Below are 14110 nucleotides of genomic sequence, written 5' to 3' on the forward strand. Positions count from 1 at the left end.
GCATGATGTCGTCGAAGTCGATCGCTTGCTGGCCGGCCGAGGCGACATTGACGATCCGCGCCGGCGCGCTCGCCTTGAGCAGCGGCAAAAGCTCCGAGGTCAGCAGGAAGGCGGCGAGATAGTTGACGGCGAAACGCAGTTCGTAGCCGTCGGCGCTGACCTGTCTTTTCGCGCCTCCGCCGGCGGTGCCGACGCCGGCATTGTTGATCAGGATGTCGAGCCGCGTTGTCCTGGCGCGCACGGCTTCGGCGAGGCGCCTGACCTCGGCAAGCGAGGAGAGATCGGCGACGAGAAGCTCGGCCTTGCCGCCGGCGGCTTCAATGGCAGCGACGACTGCCTTGCCGCGCATCGCGTCGCGGCCATGCACCAGGATATGCGCGCCGCTCGCGCCGAGCTTCTCGGCCACGACGCGGCCGACGCCGTCGGTTGATCCGGTGATGAGGACGGTCTTGTCCTTCAGGTCCATGTTCAGAGCCTCCATGTTTCGCTCTGAACGCAAGATGGGGCGCGGCGCGCATCCCAAACAGTTCAAACTTTATCCTGGTATCAATACTGCTATAATGAGCCCAATGGACGCGATCCCCCATTCGTCAGAAGACAGCCGCCGGCGCGAGCTTGGCGCCTTCCTGCGCTCGCGCCGGGAAAGGCTTTCGCCCGAGACCGCCGGCATCGCTTGCGGCGCGCGGCGGCGCACGCCAGGGCTGAGACGCGAGGAAGTGGCGATGATCGCCGGCGTCGGCACGACCTGGTACACCTGGCTGGAACAGGGCAGGGACGTTCGCCCCTCGGTCGAAGTGCTGACGGCGCTCTCGGAGGCGTTGCGCCTTGACGCCGTCGAGAAGCGGCATCTGTTCATCCTTGCCGGCCGCCAGCAGCAGGAGCGCCGCGAGGCGGCGCCCGAAAAGGTCGACGGCCCGCTGCTGCACATGCTGCAAAGCCTCGTCCTGCAGCCGGCCTATGTCGTCGGCCGGCGCTGGGATGTGCTGGCCTGGAACCCAGCGGCGGTGGCAGTGTTCGGGGATTATGGCCTGCTGGAGGGCGATACCCGCAACATTGTCCACATGGTGTTCGCCAGCCCGCACCACCGCCGCCTGCTGGTCGACTGGGAAGAACTCGCCCGCGTGGTGCTCGCATCGTTTCGCGCGGAAAGCGCCAAATATGTCGGCGACCCGGACTTCGACCGGCTGATCGCGCTGATGATGCGTTCAAGTCCCGAGTTCCGCGACTGGTGGCCGCAGCGTGATGTGGCGCGGAGATTGTCAGGGGTGAAGCATGTCAGGCACCCGAGCGCCGGCGCCATGACATTCGAGCATATGAGCCTTTCGATCGACGACGGTTCCGACATGCGGCTGATCGTCTACACGCCGCTTGCCGAGCAGAATTCGATCGCCAAATTGCAGAAGCTGCTCGACGCGCTGCCGGCCGATCGGCGCAGCGCCTGACGCCATCTACACTTTCAGCCCTTCGGCTTCAGCCCGTCGATGAACAATTGCTCGAGGAAGCGCGCGGCGTCCTCGAAGCGGCCGTCGCCGCCGCGGTCGGCGCCAAGCACGGCGCGGACTTGGACGTCGAAATCGGCATAGTGCTGCGTCGTTGCCCAGATCGAGAAGATCAGGTGCCAAGGGTCGGTGCGAGCGATCTTGCCGGCGCGCATCCAGCCCTTGATGACGGCCGCCTTCTCGTCGACCAGCGTTTTCAGCTCGCCTTCCAGCAGCGGCATGATGCGCGGCGCGCCCTGCAGGATCTCATTGGCGAACAGCCGGCTCTCGCGCGGGAAATCGCGCGCCATTTCGAGCTTGCGCCTGATGTAGCTGCGCAGCTCGGTGAGAGGGTCGCCGATGTCGTCGAGTTCCCTGAGCGGCGCCAGCCACGTCTCGAGCAGCCGCTCCATCAGCGTTTCGTGAATGTCTTCCTTGCGGCGGAAGTAGTAGAGCAGGTTCGGCTTCGACATGCCGGCCGCTTCGGCGATCTGGTCGATGGTAGAGCCGCGAAAACCGTTGGTGGAGAAGACCTCGAGCGCGGCTTCCAGGATCAGCTCGCGCTTTTCCTGCTGGATGCGGGTGCGGCGGGGAGCGGAACCTTCCATGGCGGCCGTCACCCCCGTAAACCTTCGCCGCGAGCGTCATCTGGACCAATTCTCTGGACCAGTTTTTCCTTGGCCTGTGGAGCGCGCTTCCGATGCCGCATTTCCGTTAGTAATCCCTTGACCGCCGACATGGCGGTGCTAACGTTTGTCCAATCGGTCAAAATTTGCGTAGCACGAAAACGCAGCTGAGACCAAGTGCTGGGAAGACCAAGCGTTAGCCGCACCGAAACAGGTTACAAGGGGAAGTCTTGGTCATGTCCAACCGGCTGAAAGTCACGCCGAACGATCTCAGCGCATTCTGGATGCCGTTCACGGCGAACCGGCAATTCAAGCAGGCGCCGCGCATGTTCGTGTCCGCCAAGGACATGCATTACACCACCAGCGACGGCCGCAAGGTGCTCGACGGCACCGCCGGTCTCTGGTGCGTCAATGCCGGCCACTGCCGGCCGAAGATCACCGAGGCGATCCAGCACCAGGCGGCCGAGCTCGACTATGCGCCGGCCTTCCAGATGGGCCACCCGATCGTCTTCGAACTGGCGAACCGCCTGGTCGACATCGCGCCGAAGGGCATGGACCATGTCTTCTTCACCAATTCCGGCTCGGAATCGGTCGATACCGCGCTGAAGATGGCGATCGCCTATCACCGCGCCAGGGGCGAGGGCTCGCGCACCCGGCTGATCGGCCGCGAGCGCGGCTATCACGGCGTCAATTTCGGCGGCATCTCGGTCGGCGGCATCGTCAACAACCGCAAGATGTTCGGCACGCTGCTCGGCGGCGTCGACCATATGCCGCATACGCATCTGCCGGAAAAGAACGCCTTCTCCAAGGGCGTGCCGGAGCATGGCGCGGAACTCGCCAACGAACTCGAGCGCATCGTCGCGCTACATGACGCCTCGACCATCGCGGCCGTTATCGTCGAGCCGGTGGCCGGCTCGACCGGCGTCATCCTGCCGCCGAAGGGCTATCTGCAGAAGCTGCGCGAGATCTGCACCAAGCACGGCATCCTGTTGATCTTCGATGAGGTCATCACCGGCTTCGGACGCCTCGGCACACCGTTCGCCGCCGACTATTTCGGCGTCACGCCGGACATCATGACCACCGCCAAGGGCGTCTCCAACGGCGTTATCCCGATGGGCGCGGTGTTCGTGACGAAGGAGATCCACGACGCCTTCATGACCGGACCCGATCACATGATCGAGTTCTTCCACGGCTATACCTATTCGGGCAATCCGATCGCCTGTGCCGCGGCGCTCGGCACGCTCGACACCTACAAGGACGAAGGCCTGCTGACCCGGGGCGAGGAGCTGGCGCCCTACTGGGAAGATGCGCTGCATTCGCTGAAGGGCGAGCCGAACGTCATCGATATCAGGAACATCGGCCTGATCGGCGCGATCGAACTGGCGCCGATTGCCGGGCAGCCGACGAAGCGGGCCTTCTCGGCCTTCGTCAAGGCGTTCGAGCACGGCGCGCTGATCCGCACCACCGGCGACATCATCGCGCTGTCGCCGCCGCTGATCATCACAAAGGGTCAGATCAACGAATTGATCGACCATCTGCGCGATGTTCTGAGGTCGATAGACTAGACTGCTTTGTCCGGTTGGGCGGCGTCGGGAACCGCCGCCCGATCGGATCGTGAAATGAGAGGACTTTGAATGGCGGCCCCCGGCGAGAATCTGCGAATCAATTCAGACCGTTTGTGGGATTCCATCATGGAGATGGCGAAGATCGGCCCCGGCATTGCCGGCGGCAACAATCGCCAGACCGTGACCGACGAGGACGGCGAGGGCCGGCACCTGTTCAAGCGCTGGTGCGAGGCCGCGGGCCTCGAAATGGGGCTCGACGAGATGGGCACCATGTTTGCCCGCCGCGAGGGCACCGATCCCAGTCTGCCGCCGGTCTATGTCGGCAGCCATCTCGACACCCAGCCGACCGGCGGCAAGTATGACGGCGTGCTCGGCGTCCTCGGCGGGCTGGAAGTCGTGCGCTCGCTCAACGATCTCGGCATCAAGACCAGGCACCCGATCGTCGTTACCAATTGGACGAACGAGGAAGGCGCGCGCTTCGCGCCGGCCATGATGGCCTCCGGCGTCTTCGCCGGCGTGCTCGACCAGGCCGACGTCTACGAACATGTCGACAAGGACGGCAAGAAGTTCGGCGAGGAGCTGGAGCGCATCGGCTGGAAGGGCACCGAGAAAGTCGGCGAGCGCAAGATCCACGCCTTCTTCGAACTGCATATCGAGCAGGGGCCTATTCTTGAAGATGAAGGCATCGACATCGGTGTCGTCACGCACGGCCAGGGCCTGAAATGGCTGCAGGTGACGCTGACCGGCAAGGAGGCGCATACCGGCTCGACGCCGATGCCGAAGCGCCGCAATGCCGGGCTCGGCATGGCGCGGGTGATCGAGCTGGTGCACGAGATCGCCATGGACTATCAGCCGGACGCTGTCGGCGCTGTCGGCCATATGCAGGCCTATCCGAACTCGCGCAACATCATTGCCGGGCGCACCGTCTTCACCATCGACATCCGCTCGCCGGAAAAGGAGGTGCTCGACGCGATGGACGCGCGCGTGCGCGAAGGCATCGACACGATCTGCGATGCGCTCGACATCAAATACCAGATCGAGCAGGTCGGCCATTTCGATCCGGTCACCTTCGACAAGGGCTGCGTCAAGGCGATCCGCGATGCAGCCGACCGGCTCGGCTACACGCATCGCAACATCGTCTCGGGCGCCGGCCACGATGCCTGCTGGATCAACCGCGTCGCCCCGACAGCGATGGTGATGTGCCCCTGCGTCGACGGGCTCAGCCACAACGAGGCCGAAGAGATCACCAAGGAATGGGCCGGTGCCGGCGCCGACGTGCTGTTCCATGCCGTGGTGGAAACGGCTGTCATCGTGGAGTGAGGTCTGAAATTTAGAATTCAACGCTGCTCGCAAAGAAGCGCGACTGGAACAGGGGAACGAGAAAATGACCAAAGTGATCAGGAACGGCACGATCGTCACGGCCGACCGCACCTGGAAAGCAGACGTGCTGATGCAGCACGGCAAGATCGTCGCCATCGGTTCGAACTTGCACGGCGATCATGAGTTCGACGCCACCGGCTGCTACGTCATGCCGGGCGGCATCGATCCGCACACCCATCTCGAAATGCCGTTCATGGGCACCTATTCGGCCGACGATTTCGAATCCGGCACCCGCGCGGCACTGTCCGGCGGCACGACCATGGTGGTCGATTTCTGCCTGCCGGCGCCGAAGCAGTCGCTGCTCGAAGCCTTGCAGATGTGGGACAACAAGACCTCGAAGGCGGCCTGCGACTATTCCTTCCACATGGCGGTCACCTGGTGGGGCAAGCAGGTGTTCGACGAGATGGCGACCGTCGTCGACAGAGGCATCACTTCGTTCAAGCACTTCATGGCCTACAAGGGCGCGCTGATGGTCGACGACGACGAGATGTACGCGTCGTTCCAGCGCTGCGCCGATCTCGGCGCGCTGCCGCTGGTGCATGCCGAGAATGGCGACGTGGTCGCAGCACTGTCGCAGAAGCTTCTCGCCGCCGGCAACAACGGTCCGGAGGGGCATGCCTATTCGCGGCCGCCGGAAGTGGAGGGCGAGGCGACCAACCGCGCCATCATGATCGCCGACATGGCCGGCGTGCCGCTCTATGTCGTGCACGTTTCCTGCGAGCAGGCGCATGAGGCCATCCGCCGCGCGCGCCAGAAGGGTATGCGGGTGTTCGGCGAGCCGCTGATCCAGCACCTGACGCTCGACGAGAGCGAATATTTCAACAAGGACTGGGACCATGCCGCGCGCCGCGTGATGAGCCCGCCCTTCCGCAACAAGCTGCACCAGGACTCGCTGTGGGCGGGCCTGCAGGCCGGATCGCTGCAAGTGGTGGCGACCGACCACTGCTCGTTCACCACGCAGCAGAAGCGCAATGGCGTCGGCGACTTCACCAAGATCCCGAACGGCACGGGCGGCCTCGAGGACCGGCTGCCGGTGCTGTGGACGACAGGCGTCAACACCGGCCGGCTGACGATGAACGAGTTCGTCGCGGTGACCTCGACCAACATCGCCAAGATCCTCAACATGTATCCGAAGAAGGGCGCCATCGTCGAAGGCGCGGATGCAGACATCCTGGTCTGGGATCCGAAGCGCAAGAAGACGATCACCTCGAAGAAGCAGCAGTCGGTGATCGACTACAACGTCTTCGAAGGCTTCGTGGTGACTGGCCTGCCGCGCTTCGTCTTCTCGCGCGGCGAACTGTCGATCGAGGAGGCGGAGGTCAAGGCCAAGGTCGGCCATGGCGAATTCGTCGCCCGCGAGCCGAACGCCGCGGTCAACCGGGCACTGTCGACCTGGAAGGAGATCAGCGCGCCGCGCAAGGTGGAGCGCACAGGCATTCCGGCGACCGGGGTTTGAGCGTGCGCGTTTCTCATCTTGCGTTTGCGGCCGCAGCGCTGCTCGTCGCCGGTCAGGCTTCCGCGGCGGCGATCGACCTGTCGAAGCCCTATGGCAACAAATCCGGCTGCATCAACAAGAACGGCCAGGAAATCTATGCCGAGGACATGCTGCTGTTGACCGACGAGGCATTCGTCACGGTGGCGAGTGCCTGCACCTTTACCGAAAAGAAGGCACAGGCCGACGGCTCGCTGCTGGTCAAGGCGCAATGCCAGGCGGAAGGCGAGGAGGGTGAGTCACCCGCCCAGTTCACCATCAAGCGCAGCGCCAAGAACGCCAAAAAGCTGGTGATCGCCGACGAGGACGGCAATGTCATGGGAGAAGTCTCCCGGTGCAAATGACGCTTGGAGTTTTTCCCTCGATTCCGAAGCGAGACAGCATTTGTGCGACGCCACGCGATTCCGCTTGGCTGCAAAATGCCCTAGGCGACCAGCGCATCCAGTTCCGGCAGCAGGACGACGCTTTCCTGCTCGTTGGGATCGGTGCGGGCGATGACCGCCGACGAGGGCGCGCCGCTCAGATTGGCGGGCAGATGCGGCACGCCGGCGGGGATATAGAACAGGTCGCCGGCCTTGACGACGATGTGATGCTCAAGGCGGTCGCCATACCAGGTGTGGACCTCGCCGGAGAGCACGTAGATCGCCGTCTCATGGTTCTCATGCATATGCGCCTTGGCGCGGGCGCCAGGCGGCATGGTGAGCACGTGCATGCAGATGCCGGACGAGCCGACCGACTCGGTGGCAATGCCGGCGAAATAGGTCAAACCCTGCTTGCCTTCATAAGTGCTTTCGGGGCGGATAAGATGACAAGTCGGTTTGAGCGACATCAGGGAAACTCCGGGCGTCGGGCTGGCGGGACAAGGCCAATGGGGCAGGGTGAGTGGAAAACAACGTCGCGATAAAAGCAATCGGAATCCAGCTGGCGCCGCAGGCACGGGAACGGGCAGGCGCCAGCCAATGACCGGACAGTCGCCAGCCGTCGTTTCGGCAAGCAAGCTAGGCCTCACCTTCCAGACCAATGACGGTCCGGTGCAGGCGCTGTCCAATGTCGACCTCACCATCGGCAAGGGCGAGTTCGTCTCCTTCATCGGTCCGTCCGGCTGCGGCAAGACGACGTTGCTCAGGGTCATCGCCGATCTGGAGAAGCCGACATCGGGGACCATTTCGGTCAACGGCCTGACGCCGGAGCAGGCGCGCGAGAAACGCGCCTATGGCTATGTCTTCCAGGCGGCCGCCCTTTTCCCCTGGCGCACGATCGAGCGCAATGTGGCGCTGCCGCTGGAGGTCATCGGCCTCTCCAAGGCAGAGCAGGCCGAGCGCATCAAGCGCACGCTGGAACTGGTCAACCTCGCCGGCTTCGAGAAGAAATATCCCTGGCAGCTTTCCGGCGGCATGCAGCAGCGCGCCTCGATCGCCCGTGCGCTCGCTTTCGACGCCGATTTGCTCCTGATGGACGAGCCGTTCGGCGCGCTCGACGAGATCGTGCGCGACCATTTGAACGAGCAGCTTCTGGAATTGTGGGAGCGTACCAACAAGACGATCTGCTTCGTCACCCATTCGATCCCCGAGGCGGTCTATCTCTCGACGCGCATCGTCGTCATGTCGCCACGGCCGGGCCGCGTCAGCGATATCATCGAATCGACCCTGCCGCGGCAACGGCCGCTCGATATCCGGGAGACGCCGGAATTCCTGGCGATCGCCGCGCGCGTGCGCGACGGCCTCCGGGCAGGGCACAGCTATGATGATTGAGCGCCGTCAGGAGCGAGCGCCTGCCCGCGCCTTCGTCATCCCGGGGCGGAGCGCCCGCGATGCGGCGTGCGCAGACCCTAGGATGACGACGAGGAAGGCGCCCGGCCTTCGCTTCGCTCCGGCCACCCTCTCCCCGGTGGGGAGAGGAGAGGGGCAGCGCTGATGGACTCCTTCCGCTCGAAAATCATCCCCGTCACCTCGATCCTCGCGGCCGTGGTGGTCGCCTGGTATGTCTTCGCCGTCGTCCTCAACGCGCCATTCCAGCGCGATCTCGACCAACGCGCCAACGAGACGCCCGGCACTGTCGAGTTCATCGGCAAGACGCTGTCGCAGCCGAAGCCGACGCTGCCGGCGCCGCACCAGGTGGCGGTTAATTTCTTCGAGAACACCTTCCTGCGGTCCGTCACCTCGAACCGCAGCCTAGTCTACAACGCCTGGGTGACGCTGTCCTCGACGCTGCTCGGCTTTGCCTTCGGCACCGCGCTCGGCATCGTCATTGCCGTCGGCATCGTGCATGTGGCGACGCTCGACCGCAGCCTGATGCCGTGGGTCATTGCCTCGCAGACGATTCCGATCCTGGCCGTTGCGCCGATGATCATCGTGGTGCTGGCGGCGGTCGGCATCACCGGGCTGATCCCGAAAGCGCTGATCTCGACCTACCTGTCGTTCTTCCCGGTGACTGTCGGCATGGTGAAGGGGCTGCGCTCGCCCGAGCTCATGCATCTCGACCTGATGCATACCTACAATGCCAGCCGCGCGCAGACCTTCTGGAAGCTGAGGGTGCCGGCATCGGTGCCGTTCCTGTTCACCTCGATGAAGGTGGCGGTGGCGGCAAGCCTGGTCGGCGCCATCGTCGGCGAACTGCCGACGGGCGCTGTCGCCGGCATCGGCGCCAAGCTGCTGGCGGGCGCCTACTACAGCCAGTCCATCGACATCTGGTCGGCGCTGGTCGCCGGCTCGGTTGTGGCAGCACTTCTGGTGATGGTGGTCGGCGTTGCCGGCCGCCTCGTCGACCGCGCCATGGGCGGGAGGCCGGCATGAGTTGGCTAAAACCATCCTGGCAAGGGGTGCTGGCGATCCTGCTATGCCTGATCGCCTTGGCACTCGGCGCGATGTCGAAGCCGGAAGCGGCGGCGCTGGCGCAACCCGAGGCGTCTTTCGACTATCCCTACCTTGCGACGAAGGGGCTGATGTTCGGCCTGCTGCTGCTGGCAGCTCTTGCCTCGATGGCCAGGCTGTCCACGGTCGTCGAAGCCCTGGTGCTGTTCATCGGCGCGCACCTCGCCGCCTGGCTGCTGATCACGGGCATAAACGGCTATGAGGGCACGGCGCTGGCGCCATTCTTCTTGCTGCTCGCCGCGGCATGGCTGCTGGGATGGCGCTGCGTGGCGGTGCTGTCTTCGCTGCGCCCGGTGGCGAACTGGGTGCGGACCGCCCTGCGGCTGATCATCCCGGCGATCTTCGGCGCCTGGATCCTGATCATCTGGGAAGCGGTGACCCGGGGAGCCGGCATTCCCTTCATCCTGTTGCCGCCGCCAAGCGCCATCGGCGCGCGCATCGCCGGTTCGCTGCCGGTACTCGGCGCCGATGTTCGGCAGACCATCTTCAAGGCGGTGATCTTCGGCTATGTCGTCGGCAGCGGCGCCGGCTTCCTCGCGGCGATCGCGGCCGACCGCGTGCCGTTCCTCAGGCGCGGGCTCTTGCCGATCGGCAACATGGTCTCGGCGCTGCCGATCATCGGCGTGGCGCCGATCATGGTGATGTGGTTCGGCTTCGACTGGCAGTCAAAGGCGGCGGTCGTCATCATCATGACCTTCTTCCCGATGCTGGTGAACACGGTCGCCGGTCTTGCCGCTTCGGGCCATATGGAGCGCGACCTGATGCGCACCTATGCCTCGGGCTATTGGCCGACGCTCATCAAACTCAGGTTGCCGGCCGCCGCTCCTTTCATCTTCAACGCGCTGAAGATCAACTCGACGCTGGCGCTCATCGGCGCCATCGTCGCGGAGTTCTTCGGCACGCCCGTCGTCGGCATGGGATTCCGCATTTCGACCGAGGTCGGGCGGATGAACATCGACATGGTCTGGGCCGAAATCGCAGTTGCAGCACTGGCGGGTTCGGTCTTTTATGGCGTGGTCGCTCTTTTCGAAAGAGCCGTCACGTTTTGGCATCCCTCTGTCCGTGGTGGATAGGGGCGGTGGGTTTAAGGGTGTTAACTTCAGAGGGTAAAAACATGAAAAGACTGATTATTCCTGTCCTAGCCGGCGCGATGTCGCTGGCCGCTTTCCAGGCGATGGCGGCCGACAAGGTGACGCTGCAGCTGAAGTGGGTCACGCAGGCCCAGTTCGCCGGCTACTATGTCGCCAAGGCAAAGGGCTTCTATGAGGCCGAGGGCCTCGACGTCGACATCAAGCCGGGCGGTCCCGATATTGCGCCCGAGCAGGTGATCGCCGGCGGCGGCGCCGACGTCATCGTCGACTGGATGGGCGGGGCGCTCGCCGCGCGCGAAAAGGGCGTGCCGCTGGTCAATATCGCCCAGCCGTTCAAGAAGGCCGGCATGGAACTGGTCTGCCCGAAGGACGGCCCGATCAAGACCGAAGCCGACTTCAAGGGCCACACGCTCGGCGTCTGGTTCTTCGGCAACGAGTATCCGTTCTACGCCTGGATGAACAAGCTCGGCCTCAAGACCGAGGGCGGCCCGGATGGCGTCACCGTGCTGAAGCAGAGCTTCGACGTGCAGCCGCTGATCCAGAAGCAGGCGGACTGCATCTCGGTCATGACCTATAACGAGTACTGGCAGCTGATCGACGCCGGCTACAAGCCGGAACAGCTCACCGTGTTCAACTACTCGGCCATGGGCAACGATTTGCTCGAAGACGGGCTCTATGCGTTGGGAGACAAGCTCAAGGATCCGGCCTTCGAGGACAAGATGGTGCGTTTCGTGCGCGCTTCGATGAAGGGCTGGAAATATGCCGTGGACAACTCCGACGAGGCAGCCGGCATCGTCATGGACAATGGCGGCCAGGACGAGAACCACCAGAAGCGGATGATGGGCGAAGTCGCCAAGCTGATCGACAATGCCGATGGCAAGCTGATTCCGGAAGCCTATGAGCGCACCGCCAAGGCGCTGCTCGACCAGAAGATCATCACCAAGCAGCCGGAAGGCGCGTACACGACGGCGATCACCGACAAGGCGATCAAGTAGGCCGGCTGAACGCTGACATGCTGATCTCGAGAACGGCGCCTCAGAGGCGCCGTTCTTTCATGGTGTTCATGACGAAGCTGGTCTCGATCGAGGCGACGCATTTCAGCCGCGCGATCTTTTCCTTGATGAAGCGCTCGTACTGCTCGAGGCTTCCTGCCACCACCTTCAGCGCATAGTCGCGCGAACCGGTGACGAGGTGGCATTCCAGCACCTCTTCCCAGCCGCGGATCGCTTCCTCGAACATGACGATCTCGTCCTCGTTCTGGCGGCTGAGCCGGATGGTGGCGATGGCGACCATGCCCCAGCCGAAGGCGGCCGGATCGACCAGGGCGGTGTAGCCCCTGATGACGCCGGCTTCCTCCAGCCGCCGCACGCGCCTCAGGCAGGGCGACGGCGACAGCCCGATCCGCTCTGCAAGCTCGTTGTTGGTGATGCGGGCGTCGGCTTGCAGTTCACGCAGGATCTTGCGGTCGAAACCGTCGGCTATCTTCTGCTGCACTTTCGGGCTCTCCAGGCAATTCATTGCGGGAACGCAGCCATGGGAGCCCAAAAATAGCAAGGACTGCTTGATGGGGATGGCATAAATTGCGAGGCAACACTCCTCGAAAAGCAGGAAAGAGCCATGACCGCGCCGCGCCCGTCGAAAACCCACATCGGCAACCACAAGCTCCATCCGGAGACGCTGATGCTGAGCTATGGCTTCGATCCGCAGCTTTCGGAGGGCGCGGTCAAGCCACCGGTGTTCCTCACCTCGACCTTCGTGTTCAAATCGGCGGAAGAGGGACGCGACTTCTTCGACTACACCTCCGGCCGCAAGGAACCTCCGAGCGGCACCGCTTCCGGTCTCGTCTATTCGCGCTTCAACCATCCCAACAGCGAGATCGTCGAGGACCGGCTGGCGGTCTATGAGGGCACGGACGCCTGCATCCTGTTCTCGTCCGGCATGTCGGCGATCGCGACGACCCTTTTCGCCTATGCCCGTCCGGGTGACGTCATCCTGCATTCGCAGCCGCTCTATGGCGGCACCGAGACGCTTCTGACGCGCACGCTCGCCGGCTTCGGCATAGAGGCTGTCGGCTTCGCTGACGGCGTCGACGAGGCGGCGGTTGGCGCGGCCGCCAATGCTGCCAGGGCCAAGGGCCGCGTGTCGGTCATCCTGATCGAGACGCCGTCAAATCCGACCAACAGCCTTGTCGACATCGCGCTGATGTGCAGGATCGCCGACGAAATCGGCGCCGGGCAAGGGACGAAGCCGATCATCGTCTGCGACAACACGCTGCTCGGCCCGGTGTTCCAGCGGCCGATCGAACACGGCGCCGATGTCTCCGTCTATTCGCTGACCAAATATGTCGGCGGCCATTCCGACCTGATCGCCGGCGCCGCCATGGGCAGCAAGGCGGTCACCAAGCCGATCAAGGCGCTGCGCGGCGCGATCGGCACGCAGCTCGACCCGCATTCCTGCTGGATGCTCGGCCGCTCGCTCGAGACGCTGTCGATCCGCATGGAACGCGCGAACGACAATGCGCGCCTTGTCGCCGAATTCCTGCGCGACCATGCCAAGGTGGAGAAGGTCCACTACCTGCCGTTCCTGGGCGAGGATACACCTTCGGGCCGCACCTACCGGGCGCAGTGCAGTGGCGCCGGCTCTACCTTTTCCTTCGACATTCGCGGCGGGCAGAAGGCGGCGTTCGCCTTTCTCAACGCCCTGCAGATATTCAAGCTGGCGGTAAGCCTCGGCGGGACGGAATCGCTGGCCAGCCACCCGGCGGCGATGACCCATTCGGGCATTCCCTTCGAGGTGCGCCAGCGCATCGGCGTGCTGGAGACCACGGTCAGGCTGTCGATCGGCGTCGAGCACCCGGACGACCTGATCGCCGACCTCACGCAGGCCCTGGCAGCCGTCTGATCAGCGCCTTCGTGGAATCCAAAAGGGGCGGGCAACCGCCCCTTTTAGCCGTGCTGTCAAATCGGCGTTACTTCCGGGAAACATCCGCTCCTCAAGCCGTTGTGGCGGTGCATCCATTCCGGGATGTCACAACGGAGGTCTCCATGCGCATTCAACCCCTCACGCCGATGTTCTCGGCGCTGGCCATTTCCGCGTCTATCCTGCTTGCCTTTCCTGCCTTGGCCGAAACGGTGAAATACACGGCGACGCTCGATGGCGGCCAGCAGAGCCCGCCTGTCACCACCAAGGGCAAGGGAACCGCCACATTCACCTTCGACACCGCCAAGAAGAAGCTGAGCTGGAACGTCAAATATTCCGGCCTCAGCGGACCGGCGACGGCGGCACACATTCACGGCCCGGCCGCGATGGGCGCGAACGCGGGACCCGTAATCCCGTTCAAGAAGCTCAAGAGCCCGATCAAGGGATCGGCCACGCTGACCGATGCGCAGGCGGCAGACCTTGAGGCCGGCAAGTACTACGTCAACGTCCACACCGCCGCCAACAAGGACGGCGAGATCCGCGGCCAGATCGAGAAGGCTATGTAAGACGCAAAGGGCGGTTCATCCCCTTTGCGTGCAGCCGGCAGAAGGTCAGCAGGCTGCCCTTTCGCGTCTAGCTCTTGTCGCGTATCTGCGTCAGCGTGCGGGTCGGCGTGATCGCCTCGGGAT

The 14110-nt window shown here is 64.0% G+C and carries 15 protein-coding genes; 11 read left to right on the forward strand and 4 right to left on the reverse strand.

What is annotated here, in order from left to right:
- The coding region (locus EN745_RS16070; protein ID WP_127421737.1) for an SDR family NAD(P)-dependent oxidoreductase at window positions 1-466 on the reverse strand (466 nt) is incomplete at its 3' end.
- A 103-nt stretch (window positions 467-569) separates the two neighbouring features.
- Between EN745_RS16070 and EN745_RS16075 the strand changes: the two genes are divergently transcribed.
- Window positions 570-1442, forward strand: coding sequence for a helix-turn-helix transcriptional regulator (locus EN745_RS16075; RefSeq protein WP_127406691.1), 873 nt, complete (start codon window positions 570-572; stop codon window positions 1440-1442).
- A gap of 14 nt (window positions 1443-1456) precedes the next feature.
- Here the strand turns inward: EN745_RS16075 and EN745_RS16080 are convergent, their stop codons facing one another.
- Window positions 1457-2086 carry a TetR family transcriptional regulator C-terminal domain-containing protein gene (locus tag EN745_RS16080; protein WP_127421738.1) on the reverse strand — a complete coding sequence of 210 codons (630 nt, stop codon included), beginning with the start codon at window positions 2084-2086 and terminating at the stop codon, window positions 1457-1459.
- A gap of 254 nt (window positions 2087-2340) precedes the next feature.
- Here EN745_RS16080 and EN745_RS16085 point away from each other — a divergent pair, with 254 nt between their 5' ends.
- The 4 genes from EN745_RS16085 to EN745_RS16100 all read left to right on the forward strand — a co-directional run bounded on the left by EN745_RS16085 (window position 2341) and on the right by EN745_RS16100 (window position 6885).
- Complete coding sequence (locus EN745_RS16085; protein ID WP_127400257.1) at window positions 2341-3669, forward strand: aspartate aminotransferase family protein; 1329 nt, start codon at window positions 2341-2343, stop codon at window positions 3667-3669.
- 69 nt (window positions 3670-3738) lie between these two features.
- Window positions 3739-4989 carry a Zn-dependent hydrolase gene (locus EN745_RS16090; protein WP_127400256.1) on the forward strand — a complete coding sequence of 417 codons (1251 nt, stop codon included), beginning with the start codon at window positions 3739-3741 and terminating at the stop codon, window positions 4987-4989.
- Window positions 4990-5053: 64 nt separating this feature from the next.
- Window positions 5054-6505 (forward strand): dihydropyrimidinase, encoded by a 1452-nt coding sequence (gene hydA, locus EN745_RS16095; protein ID WP_127405885.1) that lies wholly within the window; start codon window positions 5054-5056, stop codon window positions 6503-6505.
- A gap of 2 nt (window positions 6506-6507) precedes the next feature.
- Complete coding sequence (locus EN745_RS16100; RefSeq protein ID WP_189347704.1) at window positions 6508-6885, forward strand: hypothetical protein; 378 nt, start codon at window positions 6508-6510, stop codon at window positions 6883-6885.
- An 80-nt stretch (window positions 6886-6965) separates the two neighbouring features.
- Here the strand turns inward: EN745_RS16100 and EN745_RS16105 are convergent, their stop codons facing one another.
- A complete protein-coding gene (locus EN745_RS16105; protein ID WP_127283266.1) occupies window positions 6966-7370 on the reverse strand; it encodes a cupin domain-containing protein in 405 nt (134 codons plus the stop codon).
- Window positions 7371-7500: 130 nt separating this feature from the next.
- On the opposite strand from EN745_RS16105, the gene EN745_RS16110 reads away from it, so the two are divergent.
- The 4 genes from EN745_RS16110 (at window position 7501) to EN745_RS16125 (ending at window position 11497) form a co-directional block, all read left to right on the forward strand.
- Window positions 7501-8292, forward strand: a complete 792-nt coding sequence (locus tag EN745_RS16110; RefSeq protein WP_126053853.1) for an ABC transporter ATP-binding protein — start codon at window positions 7501-7503, stop codon at window positions 8290-8292.
- Window positions 8293-8454: 162 nt separating this feature from the next.
- Window positions 8455-9333, forward strand: a complete 879-nt coding sequence (locus tag EN745_RS16115) for an ABC transporter permease (RefSeq protein WP_126053854.1) — start codon at window positions 8455-8457, stop codon at window positions 9331-9333.
- Entirely contained in the window at window positions 9330-10484 is a 1155-nt protein-coding gene (locus tag EN745_RS16120; protein WP_127421739.1) for an ABC transporter permease, read from the forward strand. The genes EN745_RS16115 and EN745_RS16120 overlap by 4 nt, the downstream gene beginning before the upstream one ends.
- 41 nt (window positions 10485-10525) lie before the next feature.
- Window positions 10526-11497, forward strand: a complete 972-nt coding sequence (locus EN745_RS16125; RefSeq protein ID WP_126053856.1) for an ABC transporter substrate-binding protein — start codon at window positions 10526-10528, stop codon at window positions 11495-11497.
- Window positions 11498-11537: 40 nt separating this feature from the next.
- Here the strand turns inward: EN745_RS16125 and EN745_RS16130 are convergent, their stop codons facing one another.
- Window positions 11538-11996, reverse strand: coding sequence for an Lrp/AsnC family transcriptional regulator (locus EN745_RS16130; protein WP_127421740.1), 459 nt, complete (start codon window positions 11994-11996; stop codon window positions 11538-11540).
- Window positions 11997-12119: 123 nt separating this feature from the next.
- Between EN745_RS16130 and EN745_RS16135 the strand changes: the two genes are divergently transcribed.
- Both EN745_RS16135 and EN745_RS16140 read left to right on the forward strand, forming a co-directional pair.
- On the forward strand, window positions 12120-13403 hold the full coding sequence (locus EN745_RS16135; protein ID WP_127405882.1) for a cystathionine gamma-synthase family protein: 1284 nt from the start codon (window positions 12120-12122) through the stop codon (window positions 13401-13403).
- 143 nt (window positions 13404-13546) lie between these two features.
- Entirely contained in the window at window positions 13547-13987 is a 441-nt protein-coding gene (locus tag EN745_RS16140) for a CHRD domain-containing protein (RefSeq protein WP_126053859.1), read from the forward strand.
- Window positions 13988-14110: the final 123 nt, after the last annotated feature.

Source organism: Mesorhizobium sp. M4A.F.Ca.ET.022.05.2.1, from assembly GCF_003998845.1.
Classification (GTDB): Bacteria; Pseudomonadota; Alphaproteobacteria; order Rhizobiales; family Rhizobiaceae; genus Mesorhizobium.

Excerpts from the sequence above, each read along its gene's own strand:
- EN745_RS16085 (WP_127400257.1), top strand. The coding sequence starts at position 2,341 with ATGTCCAACCGGCTGAAAGTCACGCCGAACGATCTCAGCGCATTCTGG.
- EN745_RS16125 (WP_126053856.1), top strand. The coding sequence starts at position 10,526 with ATGAAAAGACTGATTATTCCTGTCCTAGCCGGCGCGATGTCGCTGGCC.
- EN745_RS16110 (WP_126053853.1), top strand. The coding sequence starts at position 7,501 with ATGACCGGACAGTCGCCAGCCGTCGTTTCGGCAAGCAAGCTAGGCCTC.
- EN745_RS16140 (WP_126053859.1), top strand. The coding sequence starts at position 13,547 with ATGCGCATTCAACCCCTCACGCCGATGTTCTCGGCGCTGGCCATTTCC.
- EN745_RS16080 (WP_127421738.1), bottom strand. The coding sequence starts at position 2,086 with ATGGAAGGTTCCGCTCCCCGCCGCACCCGCATCCAGCAGGAAAAGCGC.
- EN745_RS16105 (WP_127283266.1), bottom strand. The coding sequence starts at position 7,370 with ATGTCGCTCAAACCGACTTGTCATCTTATCCGCCCCGAAAGCACTTAT.
- EN745_RS16115 (WP_126053854.1), top strand. The coding sequence starts at position 8,455 with ATGGACTCCTTCCGCTCGAAAATCATCCCCGTCACCTCGATCCTCGCG.
- EN745_RS16120 (WP_127421739.1), top strand. The coding sequence starts at position 9,330 with ATGAGTTGGCTAAAACCATCCTGGCAAGGGGTGCTGGCGATCCTGCTA.
- hydA (WP_127405885.1), top strand. The coding sequence starts at position 5,054 with ATGACCAAAGTGATCAGGAACGGCACGATCGTCACGGCCGACCGCACC.
- EN745_RS16075 (WP_127406691.1), top strand. The coding sequence starts at position 570 with ATGGACGCGATCCCCCATTCGTCAGAAGACAGCCGCCGGCGCGAGCTT.
- EN745_RS16135 (WP_127405882.1), top strand. The coding sequence starts at position 12,120 with ATGACCGCGCCGCGCCCGTCGAAAACCCACATCGGCAACCACAAGCTC.
- EN745_RS16090 (WP_127400256.1), top strand. The coding sequence starts at position 3,739 with ATGGCGGCCCCCGGCGAGAATCTGCGAATCAATTCAGACCGTTTGTGG.